A 19,287-nucleotide genomic window follows, 5' to 3' on the forward strand; every position below is an offset into this window, starting at 1 on the left:
TTTACTCCCCCTCTTGCTAACCTTGAAGGTTGTTGTGCATGTTGATTGCCGCGTTGATTTTCCTGCTGACCATTACCCTGGTGATCTGGCAGCCCAGGGGCCTGGGCGTCGGCTGGAGCGCCTGTCTGGGCGCGCTGCTGGCCTTGCTCTGCGGTGTAGTCCATCTCACTGATATTCCGCTGGTGTGGGAGATCATCTGGAATGCCACCGGCACCTTTATCGCCCTGATCATCATCAGCCTGTTGCTTGACGAAGCCGGCTTCTTTGCCTGGGCGGCGCTGCATGTGGCGCGCTGGGGGCGGGGCAGCGGACGCAAGCTGTTCGCCGCCTTCGTGCTGCTGGGAGCGTTGGTGTCGGCGCTGTTCGCCAACGACGGCGCGGCGTTGATCCTCACGCCGATTGTGATCGCCATGCTCCTGGCCCTGCGTTTTTCCAAGGCGGCGACCCTGGCATTTGTCATGGCCGCCGGCTTTATCGCCGACACCGCGAGCCTGCCGCTGGTGGTGTCGAACCTGGTGAACATCGTCTCGGCGGACTATTTCAAGATCGGCTTCAATGCCTATGCCTCGGTGATGCTGCCGGTGAACCTGGTCAGCGTGGCGGCGACCCTGCTGGTGTTGCTGTGGTTCTTCCGACGTGACATTCCCCGTGACTACGATCCGCAGCAGTTGGAGCTGCCCGCCAGCGCAATTCACGACAAGGCGACTTTCATTGCCGGTTGGTGGGTGTTGATCATCCTGCTGGTGGGGTGTTTTGCCCTGGAGCCCTTGGGGATTCCCATCAGCGCGATTTCGGCGGTGTGCGCGGCCTTGCTGCTGGGGATCGCTGCACGGGGTCACAAGATCTCGACCCGCAAGGTGCTGAAAGAGGCGCCGTGGCAGATCGTGATTTTCTCCCTGGGCATGTACCTGGTGGTCTATGGCCTGCGCAATGCCGGGTTGACCACTTACCTGGCCGGTTGGCTGGATCACTTCGCGAACTACGGGATCTGGGGCGCGGCCATGGGCACCGGGCTGTTGAGCGCGTTCCTGTCCTCGGTCATGAACAACCTGCCGACGGTGCTGATCGGCGCCTTGTCCATCGATGCCAGCCAGGCCAGCGGCGTGGTGAAGGAGGCGATGATCTACGCCAACGTCATCGGCAGCGACCTGGGCCCGAAAATCACCCCCATCGGCAGCCTGGCCACCTTGCTCTGGCTGCATGTGCTGGAGCGCAAGGATATCCGTATCGGCTGGGGTTACTACTTCAAGGTCGGGATCGTCCTGACCCTGCCGGTGCTGCTGGTGACCCTGGCGGCCCTGGCCTTGCGTTTGTCACTGGTTTGACGGGTGGTGACGTGCTTTGGCGATCAGCCGGTACCCGGCACATTCGGCCAGAGATCAGCCACCAGGAACAAGCGCTCGGCCTCTTCCCAGTCGCCTTGCGCATTCTGGGTCAGGCGCACCAGCAACTGCGCTGGCGCGTGCGGGTCTAGCTCCTCCAGCCACCGGGCCAGGTGCTCCCGCGACCAGGCGTCTGCCTCGGCATAGTGCGCCGGCGCCAGCCAGGCATGGCGGGGCAGGGGTTGCCAGCGGCCCGCCGGGCTGCGCTTGATAAAGTCCGCCCAGTCGCGCTGATGCAGCCAGCGCCCGTGCAGATGCTGCGGATGAGCCCCCCGGGGCGGACGCGCCGTCCCCGGCCACGGATACAGCAGGTAACCGCCCAGCCACAGCTGTGCGCTGAACTGATGGATATCCAGCGCCGCCAAGGCCTCGCGGCTTTCCGGCCGGGCGGAAATCGGCAACTGGTGCTCGCTCAGGTGCGCCAGCTTGCGGTCCAGCCGATCATGGCAGCCCGGGCCGAGCCAGCGTGCCGGGTCTTCGCCGCCGCCGTGTTGCGGGCCAAGGTACAGCTTGATCGCCAATTCCAGGTGATGCACACCATCGCGATCGCGCAACAGCAGGTCCAACTCACCCAGGGTGTGGCCCTCGCGGCGGATCGGCAGGTTGGCACCGATCAGCTCGATCCCCGGCGCCTGCTGTACCGCGAACTGCCACAGTCGCTCGTAATACAACCCCAGGCGCCGGGTCGCCCCGCGTACCAACCACCCCTGCAACTCGACGGGATTGCGATCCAGCCTATGCAACCACCGCTCCAACAGGTCCGGTGCCTGGACCCAGTCACTGCCGGCCAACGGGTGGCGCTGCGGCCACGGCGTGTCTGCCAGCATCGGTGGCGCCAGGATGACCCAGGCCAGGTCGCGCACTTCGGGATGGCGCAACTGTCGGGGCAGGTTGAGCAAGTCGGGGAAGAGGATCATCCTGCGAGCATAGCTGAAAGGGTTTTGTCTCGGGCCGGCTTTCGCCCATAATCTCCCCTTTGCCCGTCCCAGACCCCGCAGGAGCCCCATGGAGCAATTTCGCAATATCGGCATCATTGGCCGCCTGGGCAGTTCGCAGGTGCTGGAAACCGTTCGCCGGTTGAAGAGATTCCTCCTGGCGCGGCACCTGCACGTCATCCTCGAGGACACCATCGCCGAGGTCCTGCCGGGCCACGGCCTGCAAACCTCGTCGCGCAAGATGCTCGGCGAAGTCTGCGACATGGTCATCGTCGTCGGCGGCGACGGCAGCCTGCTCGGCGCCGCCCGCGCGCTGGCCCGGCACAATATCCCGGTGCTGGGGATCAACCGTGGCAACCTGGGCTTTCTCACCGATATCCGCCCGGACGACCTCGAGGTCGAAGTGGCCAAGGTCCTCGACGGCCATTACCTGGTGGAAAACCGCTTCCTGCTGCAGGCCGAAGTGCGTCGCCATGCCGAAGCCATCGGCCAGGGCGATGCGCTCAACGACGTGGTCCTGCACCCCGGCAAGTCGACGCGGATGATCGAGTTCGAGCTGTATATCGACGGCCAGTTCGTCTGCAGCCAGAAAGCCGACGGCCTGATCGTCGCCACACCCACCGGTTCCACCGCCTATGCGCTGTCCGCCGGCGGTCCGATCATGCATCCCAAGCTCGATGCCATTGTGATCGTGCCCATGTACCCCCATACCTTGTCCAGCCGCCCCATTGTGGTCGACGGCAACAGCGAGTTGAAAATCGTGGTGTCCAAGGACATGCAGATCTACCCGCAGGTTTCCTGTGACGGGCAGAACCATTTCACCTGTGCCCCCGGCGATACGGTGACCATCAGCAAGAAACCGCAGAAGCTGCGGCTGATCCACCCGCTGGATCACAACTATTACGAAGTCTGCCGCACCAAGCTCGGCTGGGGCAGTCGGCTGGGTGGTGGAGGCGACTGATGCTCGATCCCGCGCGTGGCTACGATCTGATCGGTGATGTGCACGGTTGCGCCCATACCCTCGAACATCTGCTGGACATGCTCGGCTACCAGAAGCTGGGGGGCGTCTGGCGTCATCCGTCGCGCATGGCGGTGTTCCTCGGCGATATCATCGACCGTGGCCCACGTATCCGCGAAGCCCTGCATATCGTCCATGACATGGTCGAGGCCGGGCAGGCGCTGTGCATCATGGGCAACCACGAGTTCAACGCCCTGGGCTGGAGCACCCCGGCCGCCGCGGGCAGCGGCAAGCAGTTCGTCCGCGAGCACACGCCACGGCATGCCCGGCTGCTCAATGAAACCCTGACCCAGTTCGAACAGCACCCGGCGGACTGGCATGACTTTCTCGCCTGGTTCTACGAGCTGCCGCTGTTCATCGATGCCGGACGTTTCCGCGTGGTGCATGCCTGCTGGGATGGCGGCTTGATCGCGCCTTTGCGGGCGCAGTACCCCGACGGCCGGATCGACGAAGCCTTCCTCAAGGATTCGGCGCTGCCCGGCAGTTTTGCCGCGACGGTGTTCGACCGCCTGCTGCGCGGCACCGATATGCGCCTGCCGGACGGCCTGACATTGACTGGCGGCGACGGCCTGACCCGGGCGTTCTTCCGCACCAAGTTCTGGGAAGACGACCCGCAGACCTACGGCGATATCGTCTTCCAGCCGGATGCCTTGCCTGAATTGGTGGCGAGCAAAGCACTGTCCTCGACCGAAAAGAACGCCTTGCTGCGCTACGGCCTCGAAGAACCGATGCTGTTCGTCGGTCACTACTGGCGCAGCGGCAAGCCCGCGCCGATCCGTCCCAACCTGGCCTGCCTGGATTACAGCGCCGTGCTCTACGGCAAGCTGGCGGCTTACCGGCTGGACCAGGAAACCACTCTCGACCCGCAGAAATTCGTCTGGGTCGACGTCGAACGTCCCGAGGCTTTGCGATGAGTGCCACTGCTGTCTTACGCCTGCCGTTGACCACTGATTTGAGTGGCTTCGTCAAACTGCTGGAGCGCATGCAGGTGCCGCACCGGGTCAACGAGGAATCCGGCGAGCAGGTGCTGTGGGTGCCCGAGTCGATCAGTGCCGACGTGCTGTCGCTGTACCAGCGTTTCCCCGCTGGCGACCCGGATAACCACCTGGAAGTCCCGGACAAGCCCGTGGCCATGACCCGGCCGAACTTTCTCACCCAGGTGCGTCAGAGCCCGGCCACCGCCAGCATCCTCTTGCTGTGCCTGATCGTCGCCGGCGTGACCCTGCTCGGTGACAACCTCCAGACCCTGCACTGGTTGACCTTCCTCGACTTCCGGGTGAATGGCGACTACGTCCAGTTCACGCCCCTGGCCGATGGCCTGGCGGCGGGGCAGTGGTGGCGGTTGGTGACGCCGATGCTGATCCACTTCGGCATCCTGCATATCGCCATGAACGGCATGTGGTACTGGGAGCTGGGCCGGCGCATCGAGCTGCGCCAGGGCAGCATCAACCTGATCGGGCTGACGCTGCTGTTCAGCCTGGTTTCCAACTATACGCAGTACTACGTCAGCGGCCCGACCCTGTTCGGCGGCCTGTCCGGGGTGCTCTACGGTTTGCTCGGGTATTGCTGGATCTACCTATGGGTGTCGCCGAACCCGGTCTATCGTCTGCCGCGCGGTGTGCTGGTGATGATGCTGGTCTGGCTGTTGTTGTGCCTGTCGGGCCTGGTCTCGATGATCGGCTTCGGCGAAATCGCCAACGGCGCCCATGTCGGTGGACTGCTCATCGGATGTTTCAGCGGTTTGTTGGGCGGCCTCTGGTCTCGTCGTAAACTGGCCATCTAGTCGACTTTTTTCAAGCGTGGAGAGCGCATGTCCTCTTTTATCGAAATGATTGAAAACATCACCCCCGACATCTACGAAAGCCTGAAACTGGCGGTGGAAATCGGCAAATGGTCGGACGGGCGCAAGCTCAGCGCCGAACAGCGCGAATTGTCGTTGCAGGCAATGATCGCCTGGGAAACCCAGAACCTGCCGGAAGACCAGCGCACCGGCTACATGGGCGCGCAGGAATGCGCCTCGAAGTCGGCGCCGGTGCCGAACATCCTGTTCAAGTCGGATGCCATCCATTGATCGAGCTTGGCCGCGGTGCAATCAGCAAGATGTCGACGCGCCTTGAAGGCGCGGATGTGCAGTACGCCTTTCGCCTGGGTGACAGCGAGGTGCCGGTCAATCCGTTGATCGGCCAGAAGCTGCGCCTGGAATTCCTCGGGGCGATTCATTGCACCCATTGTGGACGCAAGACCAAGACCAGCTTCAGCCAGGGTTATTGCTACCCGTGCATGACCAAGCTGGCCCAGTGCGACACCTGCATCATGAGTCCCGAGCGCTGCCATTACGACGCCGGCACCTGCCGCGAACCGTCCTGGGGCGAAAAATTCTGCATGACCGACCACGTGGTCTACCTGGCCAATTCGTCGGGGATCAAGGTCGGCATCACCCGTGCCACCCAGTTGCCGACCCGCTGGCTCGACCAGGGCGCCAGTCAGGCGCTGCCGATTGTCCGTGTGGCGACCCGCCAGCAGTCCGGTTTCGTCGAGGACCTGTTTCGCAGCCAGGTGGCCGACAAGACCAACTGGCGCGCCTTGCTCAAGGGTGATGCGCCGGCGGTGGACCTCAAGGCGGTGCGTGATCAACTGTTCGAATCCTGTGCCGAGGGCTTCACGGCCTTGCAGGCGCGTTTCGGTCTGCAGGCGATCCAGCCGGTGCATGATGTCGAGCCGCTGGAAATCCGCTATCCGATCGAGCACTACCCGACCAAGGTGGTCAGCTTCAACCTGGACAAAGACCCGATTGCCGAAGGCACGTTGATGGGGATCAAGGGCCAGTACCTGATCTTTGACACCGGCGTGATCAATATCCGTAAATACACGGCTTACCAGCTCGCCGTGCATCAGTAAAAGGACACCCTCATGCGCACCGAACAACCGAAGATGATTTATCTGAAGGACTATCAGGCACCGGACTACCTGATCGACGAGACGCACCTGACCTTCGAGTTGTTCGAGGACCATACCCTGGTCCATGCGCAGCTGGTGATGCGCCGCAACCCGGCTGCCGGTGCCGGTCTGCCGCCGCTGGTGCTGGATGGCCAACTGCTGGAACTGCTGTCGGTGCAACTCGACGACCGCGTGTTGTCGAGCAACGACTACCAGATCGACGATAGCCACCTGACCCTGCACCCGGGCAGCGAGCACTTCAGCGTCGATACCAGCGTGAAGATCCACCCGGAAACCAATACCGCCCTGGAAGGCCTGTACAAGTCCGGCTCGATGTTCTGCACCCAGTGCGAGGCCGAAGGCTTCCGCAAGATCACCTACTACCTCGACCGCCCGGACGTGATGAGCAAGTTCACCACCACGGTGATCGCCGAGCAGCATCGCTACCCGGTGCTGTTGTCCAACGGCAACCCGGTGGGCAATGGGCCCCAGGACGACGGTCGGCACTGGGCGACCTGGGAAGACCCGTTCATGAAACCGGCCTACCTGTTCGCCCTGGTGGCGGGTGACCTGTGGTGTGTCGAAGACAGCTTCGCGACCATGAGCGGTCGCGACGTCGCGCTGCGTATCTATGTCGAGCCGGAAAATATCGACAAGTGCCAGCACGCCATGAACAGCCTGAAGAAGTCCATGCGCTGGGACGAGGAAGTCTATGGTCGCGAGTACGACCTGGATATCTTCATGATCGTCGCGGTCAACGACTTCAACATGGGCGCCATGGAGAACAAGGGCCTCAATATCTTCAACTCCAGCGCCGTGCTGGCCCGGGCTGAAACCGCCACCGACGCCGCGCACCAGCGGGTCGAGGCGATCGTCGCCCATGAATACTTCCACAACTGGTCGGGCAACCGCGTGACCTGCCGCGACTGGTTCCAGCTGTCGCTCAAGGAAGGCTTCACGGTGTTCCGCGATGCGGGCTTCTCCGCCGACATGAACTCGGCCACGGTCAAGCGTATCCAGGATGTCGCCTACCTGCGCACCCACCAGTTCGCCGAAGACGCCGGCCCCATGGCCCACGCCGTGCGCCCGGACAGCTTTATCGAGATCTCCAACTTCTACACCCTGACCGTGTACGAGAAAGGCTCGGAAGTGGTCGGCATGATCCACACCTTGCTCGGTGCCGAAGGTTTCCGCAAAGGCAGCGACCTGTATTTCCAACGCCATGACGGCCAGGCCGTGACCTGCGACGATTTCGTCAAGGCCATGGAGGATGCCAATGGCGTCGACTTCAGCCAGTTCAAGCGCTGGTACAGCCAGGCCGGTACACCGCGTCTTGCCGTCAGCGAAAGCTACGATGCGAGCGCCAAGACCTACAGCCTGACCTTCCGCCAGAGCTGCCCGCAGACTCCGGATAAACAGGAAAAACTGCCGTTCGTGATTCCGGTGGAGATCGGCCTGCTGGATGCCCAGGGCGCTGAAATCGCCCTGCAACTGACGGGTGAAGCGGCCGCCGGCGCCACCAGCCGTGTGCTCTCGGTGACCGAAGCCGAACAGACCTTTACCTTTGTCGGCATCGCCGCCAAGCCGCTGCCATCGCTGCTGCGGGGTTTCTCGGCGCCGGTGAAACTGAGCTTCCCCTACGACCGCGACCAGTTGATGTTCCTGATGCAGCACGACAGCGACGGTTTCAACCGTTGGGACGCCGGCCAGCAATTGTCGGTGCAGGTGTTGCAGGAACTGATCTCCCAGCATCAGAAGGGTGAAACGCTGGTGCTTGATCCGCGTCTGGTCACGGCCTTGCGCAGCGTGCTGGGCAACGAGCAGCTTGATCAGGCGATGGTTGCTGAAATGCTCTCGTTGCCGGGCGAGGCCTACCTCACCGAGATCAGCGAAGTGGCGGATGTCGAGGCGATCCACACCGCTCGCGAATTCGTTCGCCGGCAGCTGGCCGAGCAGTTGTTCGACGGTTTGTGGCAGCGTTACCAGGCCAATCGCGCGCTGTCGAAAACCACGGTTTACGTGGCCGAGAACGAACATTTCGCCCGGCGTGCCCTGCAGAACATCGCGCTGTCGTACCTGATGCTCAGCGGCAAGCCTGAAGTGCTGGCGGCGACCCTGGAGCAGTTCGAAAGCGCCGACAACATGACCGAACGCCTGACCGCCCTGGCGGTGCTGGTGAACTCGCCGTTCGAGGCCGAGAAGGCGTTGGCGCTGGCCAGTTTCGCCGAGCACTTCAAGGACAATCCGCTGGTCATGGACCAGTGGTTCAGCGTCCAGGCCGGTAGCCCGTTGCCGGGTGGCTTGCAGCGGGTCAAGGCGTTGATGGAACACCCGGCGTTCACCATCAAGAACCCGAACAAGGTGCGGGCGTTGATCGGTGCCTTTGCCGGGCAGAACCTGATCAACTTTCATGCGGCGGACGGTTCAGGTTATCGCTTCCTGGCGGACCTGGTGATCCAGCTCAATGCGCTGAACCCGCAGATCGCTTCCCGGCAGTTGGCGCCGCTGACCCGCTGGCGCAAGTATGACGACGCCCGCCAGGCCTTGATGAAGGCCGAGCTGGAGCGGATTCGCGGTTCGGGCGAGTTGTCGGCCGATGTGTACGAGGTTGTCAGCAAAAGCCTGGCCTGATCACGTCCTAACGGCAGACACCTATCCTTGTAGGAGCAGGGCTTGCCCGCGAAGGCGTCCTTGAGGGCGCTAAAAGCTTCGCGGGCAAGCCCTGCTCCTACAGTTGATCGCATTCAGCCAGCGGGACCGTCGCCGCACCGTGGATTTCCGCCAAAGGCCACGCTCGTGGCCTTTGTTCATCACCTCACCTGATGCCCCATCATTCAGGCTCCCCCTCAACGCCCCGGGTTAACAAAAGATAACGTGGCGTCGATTGTCAGACGATTCCAAAGCCCGATAGGATAGCTCCAGCTTTAGAAGGGGCTCTAGATTGCCGGTTTCAGACGAACCGGCCGTCATGAAAATGCCCTCGAAGGCGCCCTGATAGGTTGGATGACCTGACAATAATAATGGGGAGAAAGGTCTATGAATGAGCCTGTGAGGCCTACGGGTTCTGGCTGTCCGCCGACATGGCGCGGTACGGCATTGCTGGTGGCGGCGCTTTCGCTGTCGGGACTGGCGGCACTGCCGGCCAGCGTATACGCGGCAGCGTCCACCACTGCCGACACCGTCTACTCCATCGAATCCTCCAAGGCCATCAAGAGCCTGCTGCTCGACGTGGTGCATGCCGGCAAGCGGCTGGTGGCCGTCGGCGATCGCGGGCACATCCTCTTCTCCGACGACCAGGGCGGCCACTGGACCCAGGCCACGGTCCCGACCCGGCAGATGCTCACCGCGGTCTATTTCGTCGACGACCAGCACGGCTGGGCCGTCGGCCACGACGCGCAGATTCTCGCCAGCAGCGACGGCGGCGCCACCTGGACCCGCCAGTTCCAGGACCTCAAGCGCGAAGCGCCGTTGCTCGACCTCTGGTTCAAGGACGCCAGCACCGGCTTTGCCGTGGGCGCCTACGGAGCCCTGCTGGAAACCACCGACGGCGGCCAGCACTGGGAAAACGTCAGCGACCGCATCGACAATCCCGACCAGTTCCACCTCAACGCCATCGCCGCGGTCAAGGATGCCGGGCTGTTCGTCGTGGGCGAACAGGGCAGCATGTTCCGCTCCGCCGACTGGGGCCAGACCTGGGAACACGTCGACGGCCCTTACCAGGGTTCGTTGTTCGGCGTGATCGGCACCGCTCAACCCTCCACGTTGCTGGCCTACGGCTTGCGCGGCAACCTCTACCGCTCCACTGACTTCGGCAGCAGCTGGGAACCGGTGGAACTCAAGGCCGCCCGTGGCGCCCTGGAGTTCGGCCTGTCCGGCGCGACCTTGCTGGATGACGGTTCGCTGGTGATCGTCGGCAACGGCGGCAGCGTGATCCGCAGCACCGATGACGGCGTGACCTTCAGCGTGTTCAACCGTCCCGACCGGATTTCCCTGTCGGCAGTGACGGCGGCCGGCAACGGCAACCTGATCCTCGTCGGCCAGGGCGGCGCCCACACCACCACGCCCACGGGCGCTGAGCTGGGCCAATAACAAGAAAGGCGGGAATGTATGAGCAGTCAGCAAAGTCATCATCAAGACAAGGCGACGTTTCTCGAGCGCCTGATTTTCAACAACCGCCCGGCAGTGATCGTTATCTGCCTGCTGGTCAGTGTCTTCCTGTTCTGGCAGGCCACGCTGATTCGGCCGTCCACCAGCTTCGAAAAAATGATTCCGCTCAAGCATCCGTTCATTGAAAAGATGATGGAGCACCGCAACGACCTCGCCAACCTGGGCAACACCGTGCGGATTTCGGTGGAGGCCAAGGACGGCGATATCTTCACCAAGGACTACATGGAGACCCTGCGTCAGGTCAACGACGAGGTGTTCTACATTCCGGGTGTCGACCGCTCCGGCCTCAAGTCCCTGTGGAGCCCCAGCGTGCGCTGGACCGAGGTGACGGAGGAGGGCTTTGCCGGCGGCGAAGTGATCCCGCAGAGCTACAACGGCTCGGCCGACAGTCTCGAAAAGCTGCGCAACAACGTGCTCAAGTCCGGCCAGGTCGGACGCCTGGTGGCCAACGACTTCAAGTCGAGCATCGTCGATATCCCGCTGCTGGAGTCCTACCCCGACCCTAAGGACCAGGGCAAGTTGCTGGCACTGGACTACCAGAAGTTCTCCCACCAGCTCGAAGAAAAGATCCGCGACAAGTTCGAAGCACAGAACCCCAATGTGAAGGTGCATATCGTCGGCTTCGCCAAGAAAGTCGGTGACCTGATCGATGGCCTGGTCATGGTGGTGCTGTTCTTCGGCGTCGCCTTCGTTATCACCCTGGTGCTGCTGTACTGGTTCACCCGGTGCATCCGCAGCACCGTCGCCGTATTGAGCACCACCCTGGTGGCGGTGGTCTGGCAACTGGGGCTGATGCACGCGTTCGGCTTCGGCCTGGACCCGTACTCGATGCTGGTGCCGTTCCTGATCTTCGCCATCGGGATCTCCCATGGCGTACAGAAGATCAACGGCATCGCCTTGCAATCCAGCGACGCCGACAACGCCCTGACGGCGGCGCGACGGACCTTCCGGCAACTGTTCCTGCCGGGCATGATTGCGATCCTCGCCGACGCCGTGGGTTTTATCACCCTGTTGATCATCGATATCGGCGTGATCCGCGAACTGGCCATCGGCGCTTCCATCGGCGTGGCGGTGATCGTGTTCACCAACCTGATCCTGCTGCCGGTGGCCATCTCCTATGTCGGCATCAGCAAGCGGGCGGTCGAGCGCAGCAAGAAGGATGCGACCCGCGAGCATCCGTTCTGGCGCCTGCTGGCGAACTTCGCCAGCCCCAGGGTCGCCCCGGTGTCCATCGTCCTGGCCCTGTTGGCCCTGGGCGGCGGCCTCTGGTACGGGCAGAACCTGAAGATCGGCGACCTCGACCAGGGCGCGCCGGAGCTGCGTCCCGACTCGCGCTACAACAAGGACAACAGTTTTATCATCAACAACTACTCCACCAGCTCCGATGTGCTGGTGGTGATGGTCAAGACCCCGCCCGAGGGCTGTTCGCACTATGAGGCGATGGCGCCCATCGATGAACTGATGTGGAAGATGCAGAACACCGAGGGCGTGCAGTCGGCGATTTCCCTGGTGACCGTGTCCAAGCAGATGATCAAGGGCATGAACGAAGGCAACCTGAAATGGGAAACCCTGTCGCGCAACCCGGATGTGCTGAACAACTCCATCTCCCGGGCCGATGGCCTGTACAACAACAATTGCTCGCTGGCGCCGGTGCTGGTGTTCCTCAACGACCACAAGGCCGCGACCCTCGACCGTGCGGTGCATGCGGTACAGGACTTCGCCAAGGAGAACAACAAGGACGGCCTGGAATTCCTTCTTGCCGCGGGTAACGCCGGGATCGAGGCGGCCACCAACGAAGTGATCAAGGAGTCGGAACTGACCATCCTGATCCTGGTGTACGTCTGCGTGGCGACCATGTGCATGATCACCTTCCGCTCCTGGGCGGCGACCCTGTGCATCGTCCTGCCGCTGGTGCTGACCTCGGTGCTGGGTAATGCGTTGATGGCGTTCATGGGCATCGGCGTGAAGGTCGCGACCTTGCCGGTGGTGGCGCTGGGTGTGGGGATTGGCGTGGACTACGGCATCTACATCTACAGTCGCCTGGAAAGCTTCCTGCGTGCCGGGCTGCCATTGCAGGAAGCCTATTACCAGACGCTGAAATCCACCGGCAAGGCGGTGTTGTTCACCGGCCTGTGCCTGGCGATCGGGGTTTGCACCTGGATCTTCTCGGCGATCAAGTTCCAGGCCGATATGGGGCTGATGCTGACCTTCATGCTGCTCTGGAACATGTTCGGCGCGTTGTGGCTGCTGCCGGCGCTGGCGCGGTTCCTGATCAAGCCGGAGAAGCTGGCAGGGAAGGTGGGCGGGTCGTTGTTTTCCCATTGAGAACACCTGATGTGCAGGCGCTGAATCCCCCTGTGGGAGCGGAGCTTGCCCGCGAAGAGGCCCTTGAGGCTGCCAAAAGCTTCGCGGGCAAGCTCCGCTCCCACAGGTAATGGCGCCGCTACAGGGCAATATCGCCTATCATGAGCACTTCCCCAAACACGATAGAACACCATGACCGCTGCAACCGACACCCTGCTCAGTGCCCTTGAAACCAGCAACATGCTTGAAGTCGACGGCCTGCACGCCTTCGATTTCACCCTCGACGACAGCCGCCTGTTGATCGAATGCATGGATGGCCGGGCCGAAAAACGCTGGAGTTTCACCCGTGCCCAGCTTGAAGCGGCGACTTTCGACGAGGCCCTGCAAAGCTGGACCCTGAGCGACGACTCCAGCGAGCATCGGCTGGTCTGCATGAGCGCCTTCACCGGTCGCGATGAAGAAGAGTAAGGCGTTCGCTGCATCGGTTCACCTCGTCCTCCGAGGTGCGCGCGCTGCGACAATAGACCGCAGCCCCTGATGAATCAGGCACTTGCGCTTCTATTAATGACGCTGATATCCGCTACTGCTGCAATGAATTTCAACGATGTCCACCCTCGGATGTACTTTTGACTCACGGCCTGAAAGGGCAAGCAAGCCAACTGACATCGAGGGTTACCATCATGAACTTCAATCTTTTCTCCATCATCGCCGCTTCCGCTGTTTCCGCCACCGTAGCCCTGCCTGCCAGCGCCAACGTGGAAATCAACAGCCCTAAAAGCCACACCCAGAGCTACACCCAGAAATACCTGCAACAGAGCGCCAACTTCTACGCCGCCCTGGATCACAAAGCCCAGCACTGAGCACCGACGCCTGGACACATACCTTGTGGGAGTTTGGACCGTCGCGAAGAGGCCCTTGGGGCCACCAAAAGCTTCGCTGGCAAGCACCGCTCCCACACCACTCCCACAAGGTATGTGTCCAGGTTCGGGTTATGTTGCAGGTTTCAGATTGAGCGCTTTCAAGTGAACAAGCCCCTGTCAGGGCTTGGCCATGACGGAGTTGAACAGTTCCGATGCCAGGAACTGTTCCAGCCAGCTCTGTAGATGTTTGTACGGCGCTTGCGCAAACCACACCTGATCCACATGGGCAAATTGACGCACGAAAGGTGCGACTGCAATGTCCGCCAGGCTCAGGTGTTCGGCCAGCAGAAGGCCGTTACGCGCAAGCAGACCGTCCAGTTTCAAGAGAAATTGCCCGCCCTGTTCCCGATAGTGCTCCATGGGGAACTCCGGGTAGCGCACCGCGTACTTGTAGCGGTCCAGCCACCGTTTGAAAACCGTGTCATTCTCTTCGATCAGCAGCCCCGTGGCCTGTGCCGCCACGGGATCGCTGCCGAGCAGCCAATCCTGCGGATCATGCTGGGCCAGCGCCCAGTGCATGATCTCCAGGCTCTGTTCGATCACCCGCCCATCAGCACACGCCAGCACCGGCACCGTGCCCTTGCTCGATAATTCCAGCATCCGCGCCGGCTTGTTCTTGAGGCTGACTTCCTCGATGTCTACCGCCACCCCCGAATACCGTAGCGCCATGCGTGCGCGCATGGCGTAAGGGCACCGGCGGAACGAATACAGCGTGGCCGGCGTCATTTCACCTCCAGGGTGCTCAGCCCGTTGCCTTGGCGGCGTACCTGAATCTGCACCGGTATCCGCTCGTGCATTTCCTGCACATGGGAAATCACCGCGACCTTGCGGCCCTGGGCTTGCAGGCCGTCCAGCGCATCCATCGCCAACTGCAGGGATTCCGGGTCAAGGCTGCCGAAGCCTTCGTCGATAAACAGCGATTCGATCTTCAGCGTGCTCGAAGCCATCGACGCCAGGCCCAGGGCCAGGGCCAGCGAGACCAGGAAGGTTTCGCCGCCGGACAACGAATGCACCGAACGCAGTTCGTCGCCCATTTCCGTGTCCATCACCAACAACCCGAGCATGCTGCCGCCACGCTTGAGGCGATAACGCCGCACCAGTTGGCGCAATTGCGCGTTGGCATGGTGCACCAGCAGGTCGAGGTTGTAGGCCTGGGCCAGTTTGCGGAAGCGATCGCCGGTGGCCGAGCCGATCAGCGCGTCCAGGCGTGCCCAGCGCTGATACTCGTTGTTGGCCTCGGTGATCCGCTGTTGCAGCTCCTGGTTGGCGTCCTGGCGGCGCTGGTCTTCGGTTTGTCGCGCGCGCAATTCCGCACAGTGGTGTTCACTGGCAATCAGCTGGGTTTGCAGATCGCTCAAGGCGGCGTCCAGTGCTGGCGCGTCGAGGTTGCCATTGTGCTGGGCTTGATGCTGCTGAAGGTGTTTCTCCCGCTCCTGCAGCAGCACCCGGGCTTGCTCGACGGCTTTTTCGCTGACTTGTAATTGCTGGCGCAGTTGGCTGACATGTTCATCGTCGCAGGCCAGCAGTTGCTCAAGTCCGGCGTCGTCCAGTTCCGGGTGGCGGGCACGCCAGTCCGCGACTTGTTGCGCCAGTTCCAGGCTTTCCTGTTCCAGGGCCTGCCGGCGTTCCTGGCGGGCCTTGATGTCGGCGCCGAGCTGGATCAGTTGACTACCGAGTTCCTGTAACTGCAGGTTGGCCGAAGCATCGGCCTGCCGCGCATGCTCCACCGCCTGGTCCATCTGCTGCTGCCAGGCTTCGACGCTGGCGTGTTCGCCGATCAGGCCGACCAGCTTGAGCTGGCTGGCCTGCTGCTGCTCAAGGAGTGCGGCGCAACGTTGTTTCAGCCCTTCGAATTGTTGTTCTCGGGTTTGCTGACGAACTTGCTCCAGTTCGATTTTTTCCTGGCGCTCGCGCTGTTCCTGCTGCTCCTCGCGCTGCTGTTCCAACTGGCCGAGACGTTGCGCGACCTGTTGATCGAGCTGCATGAAGGTCGCCGCCGGATCCTTGCGCAGGCCTTGCAGGGTCTCGTCCGGCAGCAGGCTGGCGAAGGTGCCCAGTTCCTGTTCCAGTCGTTCCTGATCGGCACCCATCTGGCGTTGCTGATCGAGCAAGTGCTGGCGCGCGGCCTGGCTGGCTTCGGTGGCGGCCTGCAATTGTTGCTGGAGCCGCGCGGCATCCTGTTGCAGGGTGAGCAGGGCGGTTTGCCGTTGCTCGTCCTGGCCGATGTTCTGCTGCAACTGGTGCAACTGCTGGTTGAGCCAGGCCTCGCGGCGAGCGCCATCCTGTTCCAGTAGCGCGCTGTGCAGCGGATGGGCTTGCAGGCTCGGCGCCAGTTCCTGATGCTGCTGGGCCAGTTGTTCCTGCTGGGTGAGCAGTTCTTTCTGCTGGGCAATCAGCCCGCCGACCTTTTCCCGCAGTTGGTTGAGCTTTTCCGTCAGCGTGTCGACGGCCTGCCGTGCGGCGGCCTCTTCGCTCTCGTCGTGACGACCCAGGCTCTGCAACAGCGCCTCGGGTTGATGGTAGGGATGTTCATGGCTGCCGCATACCGGGCAGGGCTGGTTGTCCTGCAACTGTCCGCGCAGTTCTTCGACGCTGGCGCTGCGGGCCAGGCGCTGGCGTTCAAGCAACTGCCGGGTAATCGTCAGGGCCTGTTCGGCGACCTTGAGTTCATCCCGTGCCTGCAGGCCTTCGCGGTTGAGTTCATCGCGTTGCTGCTGGGCGTTCTGCTGCCGTTCCTGCAACTGCTGGGTGCGCTGGTCCAGCTCGCGCTGGCGGCTCCACAGTCGTTGCAGTTCTTCGAAGGCGCGCAGTTGCTTGCGATTGTCCTGCAGCAGGCTGCCGAGAATCTGGATCTGTTCGCCGACAGCGGCCGGTTCCGCTCCGGCTTCGCTGTACAGCACTTCGAGCGCGCCACGCTGCTCAGCAAGCTGTTGGTCGGTGTGGGCGACCCGTGCCTGCAACTGCTCCAGCTCGCGTTGGCCCTGGTTCAGTCGATTGCCGATCAGCATCAACTGTTGCAAGCGATCGCGATAGGCGTTCCAGGCCTCGCTCAACGGGGCGAGGGCGGCGCTGTGCCGCAACTGTTCGGCGATTTGCTCCAGGCGCGTGGCGACCTGCTGTTGTTGCTCCAACAGTGAGGTGAGCTGCGCGCGGCCTCCGGTACTGGACTGCTCGGTAGCCTGCTTCTGCCCCTCGGCATCGTCCAGGTCCTTGCCCAGGTGGGTCAGCGTGGCCTGTTCATCGAAGGCCTGGCGTAGCAGTGGCGCGCTATCGCTTTGCCGGGCCAGGGCTTCGGTCAACTGGGTATGGGCATTCGATCGGCTCTGTTCAAGCTGCTGCTGACGGGCCTGCAAGTCGGCCTGCTGGTCCAGATGCTGCTGGATCTGCGCGGCCAGTGGTGCCAGTTGTTCGTTCAACTGGCGCTGACGGGCGAACTGATGCCGTTGTGGCGCCAGTTGTTCCAGGCGGGCGAGTTGCTGGCGCTCGGCGCCATGGGCCTGCCAGTCCTGTTCAGCGCCTTGCAGTTGCTCGGCGGCGGCCTGGTGTTGTTCCTGCCGTTGCAGCAGTTCCTTGAGCCAGGTGTGCTGTAGCTCAAGCTGCTTGAGCTGGGCTTGCCCGGTCTTGAGTTGCTGTTGGGCTTCACCGAATTGTCGATCCAGCTCGACCCGTGCTTCAGCGTCCATGGGTGCGATGCCACCGGCCTGGTCCAGCAACAGCTTGTGGGCCTCGCGGGCCTGCTTGGTCTTGTCGAAGGCACGCCGGCCGAGGCGGGTATAGAGCGCGGTATCGGTAAGCTTTTCCAGCAGTTCGCTACGCTCGTTGTCGTCAGCCTTGAGAAAGGCGCTGAACTCGCTCTGGGCCAGCAACACGGCACGGGTGAACTGTTCGAAGTTCAGGCCCAGGCGGCTTTCCAGCAGGGTCTTGTATTCGCCTTTCTGGCTGGCCAGCAGTTGGTCGCTGTCCAGATCGCGCAGGCTCTGGCGGCTGGCCTGCAACTTGCCGCCGGCTTTGTCCCGGGCGCGGTTGGCTTCCCAGCGTGCGCGGTAGCGGCGGCCGTCAATACCGACAAAATCCACTTCGGCATAGCCGGCACCGGTGCCACGGCGCAGCAGGGTGCGCGGGTCGCCAGTGCCGATCTCGCCATCGGCGTCCGGCACCTTGGCATCGCGCGACGCATTGTTCAGCCGGGGTACGGCGCCGAACAAGGCCAGGCACAAGGCATCGAGCAGGGTACTTTTACCGGCGCCGGTGGGGCCGGTAATGGCGAACAGGCCGGCGCTGGCCAGGGGCTCGGCGGTGAAGTCCAGTTCGAAGGGGCCGGCCAGGGAGGCCAGGTTTTTCAGGCGGATGGCGAGGATCTTCATGGCTGTTCGCCCTCCAACTGGACTTCCTGCAACAGCAGGGCAAAGTCATTGAGGGTCGCTTCGTCCACCGGGTTGCCGTAGCTGTCCTGCCAGGCACGGCTGAACAGTTCCTGCGGGCTGAGCTGATCGAGATTGATCAGTCGCTCGTTGTCCGTTTCGCCTTCACCCCCGTTTGAGCCGGCGTACTCGGCGGCGATCCGCACCAGGCGCACGGCCTTGCCTTGCAGGGCGGTTTCCACTTGCTGGCGCAGGTCCGGCTGCGGCTCATCCAGGCGTACCCGCACTTCCAGCCAGGGTTGGCGTTGCAGGTCGGCCAGCAGGTCGACATCGGGCAACTGCGCCAGCTGTTCGAGGATCTCGGCAAATGGCACCGGGCCCAGGCGCTGCAGGTTCACGGCGCGGGGAATCAGGCGGCTGTCGACGCTGACCAGGGTTTCGCCGTCGAGGACGATGTCGAGGATCTGGTGTTGGTAGGCGATTTCCGAGAACGACAGGGGAATTGGTGAGCCGCAGTAGCGAATACGTTCCTCGCCGTTGACCTTCTGCGGCTTGTGCAGATGGCCAAGGGCGACATAGCTGACACTGGCGTCGAACAGGCTTGCCGGCAGAGCCTCAGCGCTGCCGATGATCAGGTTGCGCTCCGAATCCTCGGAGACCGAGCCGCCGGCCATATGTGCGTGGCTGATGGCGACCAGGGCCTGGCCCGGCTGGCGCTTGGCGTTGGCCGCGGCGATCAGTCGGCGATGCACCTCGCCGATACCCTTCAGGTAGTGGTCACCCAACTGCGTGCCGGTGACTTCGGCGGGCCGCAGAAAGGGCAGGGCCAGGCACCAGGCGGCGATTTCACCGTTCGCGGCGGGCAATGGCAGCAGCAGGCGTTCACTGTCCAGCTCGCCATCGTCGAGCCACAGCACCCGGCCCACGGCGTGGGTGCGCAGTCGGCGCATCAGCGGCGCGGGCAGTTCGATACGGGAACCGGAGTCGTGGTTGCCGGCAATCATCACGATGGTCAGCAGCGGCTGTTGTTCGTGGGCGCTGACGATAAAGTCGTAGAGGCGCTCCTGGGCTTTGACCGGCGGGTTGACGGTGTCGAAGATATCGCCGGCGATCAGCAGGACATCGGGCTGCTGTTGCTTGAGTTGGGCCAGAAGCCAGGTGAGAAAACAGGCGTGTTCGAAATCTCGCTCCTGGCCATGAAGGTTCTGGCCAAGATGCCAGTCGGAGGTGTGAAACAGGCGCAAGGCAAACTCCAACTTATCG

The 19,287-nt window shown here is 62.7% G+C and carries 15 protein-coding genes; 11 read left to right on the top strand and 4 right to left on the bottom strand.

Annotated elements, in window-relative coordinates:
* The first annotated feature begins 38 nt into the window (after positions 1-38).
* Positions 39-1,325, top strand: coding sequence for an arsenic transporter (locus M5C01_RS04400; RefSeq protein ID WP_152737414.1), 1,287 nt, complete (start codon positions 39-41; stop codon positions 1,323-1,325).
* A gap of 23 nt (positions 1,326-1,348) precedes the next feature.
* Here M5C01_RS04400 and M5C01_RS04405 read toward each other — a convergent pair whose 3' ends face one another.
* Entirely contained in the window at positions 1,349-2,299 is a 951-nt protein-coding gene (locus tag M5C01_RS04405; RefSeq protein ID WP_152737415.1) for a DUF1853 family protein, read from the bottom strand.
* 88 nt (positions 2,300-2,387) lie between these two features.
* Here M5C01_RS04405 and M5C01_RS04410 point away from each other — a divergent pair, with 88 nt between their 5' ends.
* From M5C01_RS04410 to M5C01_RS04455, 10 genes are all read left to right on the top strand, one after another.
* Positions 2,388-3,278: an NAD(+) kinase gene (locus tag M5C01_RS04410; protein ID WP_103495792.1), complete on the top strand. Its 891-nt coding sequence runs from the start codon at positions 2,388-2,390 to the stop codon at positions 3,276-3,278.
* The gene (locus M5C01_RS04415) at positions 3,275-4,249 is read left to right on the top strand and encodes a metallophosphoesterase (protein WP_178129770.1); all 975 of its coding nucleotides are present in this window, start codon (positions 3,275-3,277) and stop codon (positions 4,247-4,249) included. The genes M5C01_RS04410 and M5C01_RS04415 overlap by 4 nt, the downstream gene beginning before the upstream one ends.
* Positions 4,246-5,118: a rhomboid family intramembrane serine protease gene (locus M5C01_RS04420; RefSeq protein WP_152737417.1), complete on the top strand. Its 873-nt coding sequence runs from the start codon at positions 4,246-4,248 to the stop codon at positions 5,116-5,118. Before M5C01_RS04415 ends, M5C01_RS04420 begins: the two co-directional genes overlap by 4 nt.
* 27 nt (positions 5,119-5,145) lie before the next feature.
* Entirely contained in the window at positions 5,146-5,406 is a 261-nt protein-coding gene (locus M5C01_RS04425) for a DUF1315 family protein (RefSeq protein ID WP_100942947.1), read from the top strand.
* The gene (locus M5C01_RS04430; protein ID WP_103495789.1) at positions 5,403-6,233 is read left to right on the top strand and encodes a DUF2797 domain-containing protein; all 831 of its coding nucleotides are present in this window, start codon (positions 5,403-5,405) and stop codon (positions 6,231-6,233) included. The genes M5C01_RS04425 and M5C01_RS04430 overlap by 4 nt, the downstream gene beginning before the upstream one ends.
* Before the next feature lie 12 nt (positions 6,234-6,245).
* Complete coding sequence (gene pepN, locus M5C01_RS04435; protein WP_152737418.1) at positions 6,246-8,903, top strand: aminopeptidase N; 2,658 nt, start codon at positions 6,246-6,248, stop codon at positions 8,901-8,903.
* Positions 8,904-9,308: 405 nt separating this feature from the next.
* Positions 9,309-10,361 carry a YCF48-related protein gene (locus M5C01_RS04440; RefSeq protein WP_152737419.1) on the top strand — a complete coding sequence of 351 codons (1,053 nt, stop codon included), beginning with the start codon at positions 9,309-9,311 and terminating at the stop codon, positions 10,359-10,361.
* Between the two features lie 18 nt (positions 10,362-10,379).
* Entirely contained in the window at positions 10,380-12,764 is a 2,385-nt protein-coding gene (locus M5C01_RS04445; protein ID WP_103495786.1) for an RND family transporter, read from the top strand.
* A gap of 171 nt (positions 12,765-12,935) precedes the next feature.
* Positions 12,936-13,211 carry a DUF5629 family protein gene (locus tag M5C01_RS04450; RefSeq protein ID WP_152737420.1) on the top strand — a complete coding sequence of 92 codons (276 nt, stop codon included), beginning with the start codon at positions 12,936-12,938 and terminating at the stop codon, positions 13,209-13,211.
* A gap of 212 nt (positions 13,212-13,423) precedes the next feature.
* Positions 13,424-13,603 carry a hypothetical protein gene (locus M5C01_RS04455; RefSeq protein ID WP_103495784.1) on the top strand — a complete coding sequence of 60 codons (180 nt, stop codon included), beginning with the start codon at positions 13,424-13,426 and terminating at the stop codon, positions 13,601-13,603.
* Positions 13,604-13,780: 177 nt separating this feature from the next.
* Here the strand turns inward: M5C01_RS04455 and M5C01_RS04460 are convergent, their stop codons facing one another.
* Genes M5C01_RS04460 through M5C01_RS04470 form a run of 3 tightly spaced genes read right to left on the bottom strand, consistent with a single transcriptional unit; the run spans position 13,781 to position 19,268 of the window.
* On the bottom strand, positions 13,781-14,389 hold the full coding sequence (locus M5C01_RS04460) for a glutathione S-transferase (RefSeq protein WP_152737421.1): 609 nt from the start codon (positions 14,387-14,389) through the stop codon (positions 13,781-13,783).
* Positions 14,386-18,027, bottom strand: coding sequence for an AAA family ATPase (locus M5C01_RS04465; protein ID WP_152737422.1), 3,642 nt, complete (start codon positions 18,025-18,027; stop codon positions 14,386-14,388). The genes M5C01_RS04460 and M5C01_RS04465 overlap by 4 nt, the downstream gene beginning before the upstream one ends.
* Complete coding sequence (locus M5C01_RS04470) at positions 18,024-19,268, bottom strand: exonuclease SbcCD subunit D C-terminal domain-containing protein (RefSeq protein ID WP_152737423.1); 1,245 nt, start codon at positions 19,266-19,268, stop codon at positions 18,024-18,026. The genes M5C01_RS04465 and M5C01_RS04470 overlap by 4 nt, the downstream gene beginning before the upstream one ends.
* Positions 19,269-19,287 lie beyond the last annotated feature (19 nt).

This window comes from Pseudomonas sp. MWU12-2319, assembly GCF_023242525.1.
Lineage (GTDB): Bacteria > Pseudomonadota > Gammaproteobacteria > Pseudomonadales > Pseudomonadaceae > Aquipseudomonas > Aquipseudomonas gingeri_D.

Bases quoted from the DNA above. Each gene is read 5' to 3' on its own strand.
- M5C01_RS04420 (WP_152737417.1), top strand. From the start codon at position 4,246: ATGAGTGCCACTGCTGTCTTACGCCTGCCGTTGACCACTGATTTGAGT.
- pepN (WP_152737418.1), top strand. From the start codon at position 6,246: ATGCGCACCGAACAACCGAAGATGATTTATCTGAAGGACTATCAGGCA.
- M5C01_RS04400 (WP_152737414.1), top strand. From the start codon at position 39: ATGTTGATTGCCGCGTTGATTTTCCTGCTGACCATTACCCTGGTGATC.
- M5C01_RS04445 (WP_103495786.1), top strand. From the start codon at position 10,380: ATGAGCAGTCAGCAAAGTCATCATCAAGACAAGGCGACGTTTCTCGAG.
- M5C01_RS04460 (WP_152737421.1), bottom strand. From the start codon at position 14,389: ATGACGCCGGCCACGCTGTATTCGTTCCGCCGGTGCCCTTACGCCATG.
- M5C01_RS04410 (WP_103495792.1), top strand. From the start codon at position 2,388: ATGGAGCAATTTCGCAATATCGGCATCATTGGCCGCCTGGGCAGTTCG.
- M5C01_RS04405 (WP_152737415.1), bottom strand. From the start codon at position 2,299: ATGATCCTCTTCCCCGACTTGCTCAACCTGCCCCGACAGTTGCGCCAT.
- M5C01_RS04465 (WP_152737422.1), bottom strand. From the start codon at position 18,027: ATGAAGATCCTCGCCATCCGCCTGAAAAACCTGGCCTCCCTGGCCGGC.
- M5C01_RS04455 (WP_103495784.1), top strand. From the start codon at position 13,424: ATGAACTTCAATCTTTTCTCCATCATCGCCGCTTCCGCTGTTTCCGCC.
- M5C01_RS04425 (WP_100942947.1), top strand. From the start codon at position 5,146: ATGTCCTCTTTTATCGAAATGATTGAAAACATCACCCCCGACATCTAC.
- M5C01_RS04450 (WP_152737420.1), top strand. From the start codon at position 12,936: ATGACCGCTGCAACCGACACCCTGCTCAGTGCCCTTGAAACCAGCAAC.
- M5C01_RS04440 (WP_152737419.1), top strand. From the start codon at position 9,309: ATGAATGAGCCTGTGAGGCCTACGGGTTCTGGCTGTCCGCCGACATGG.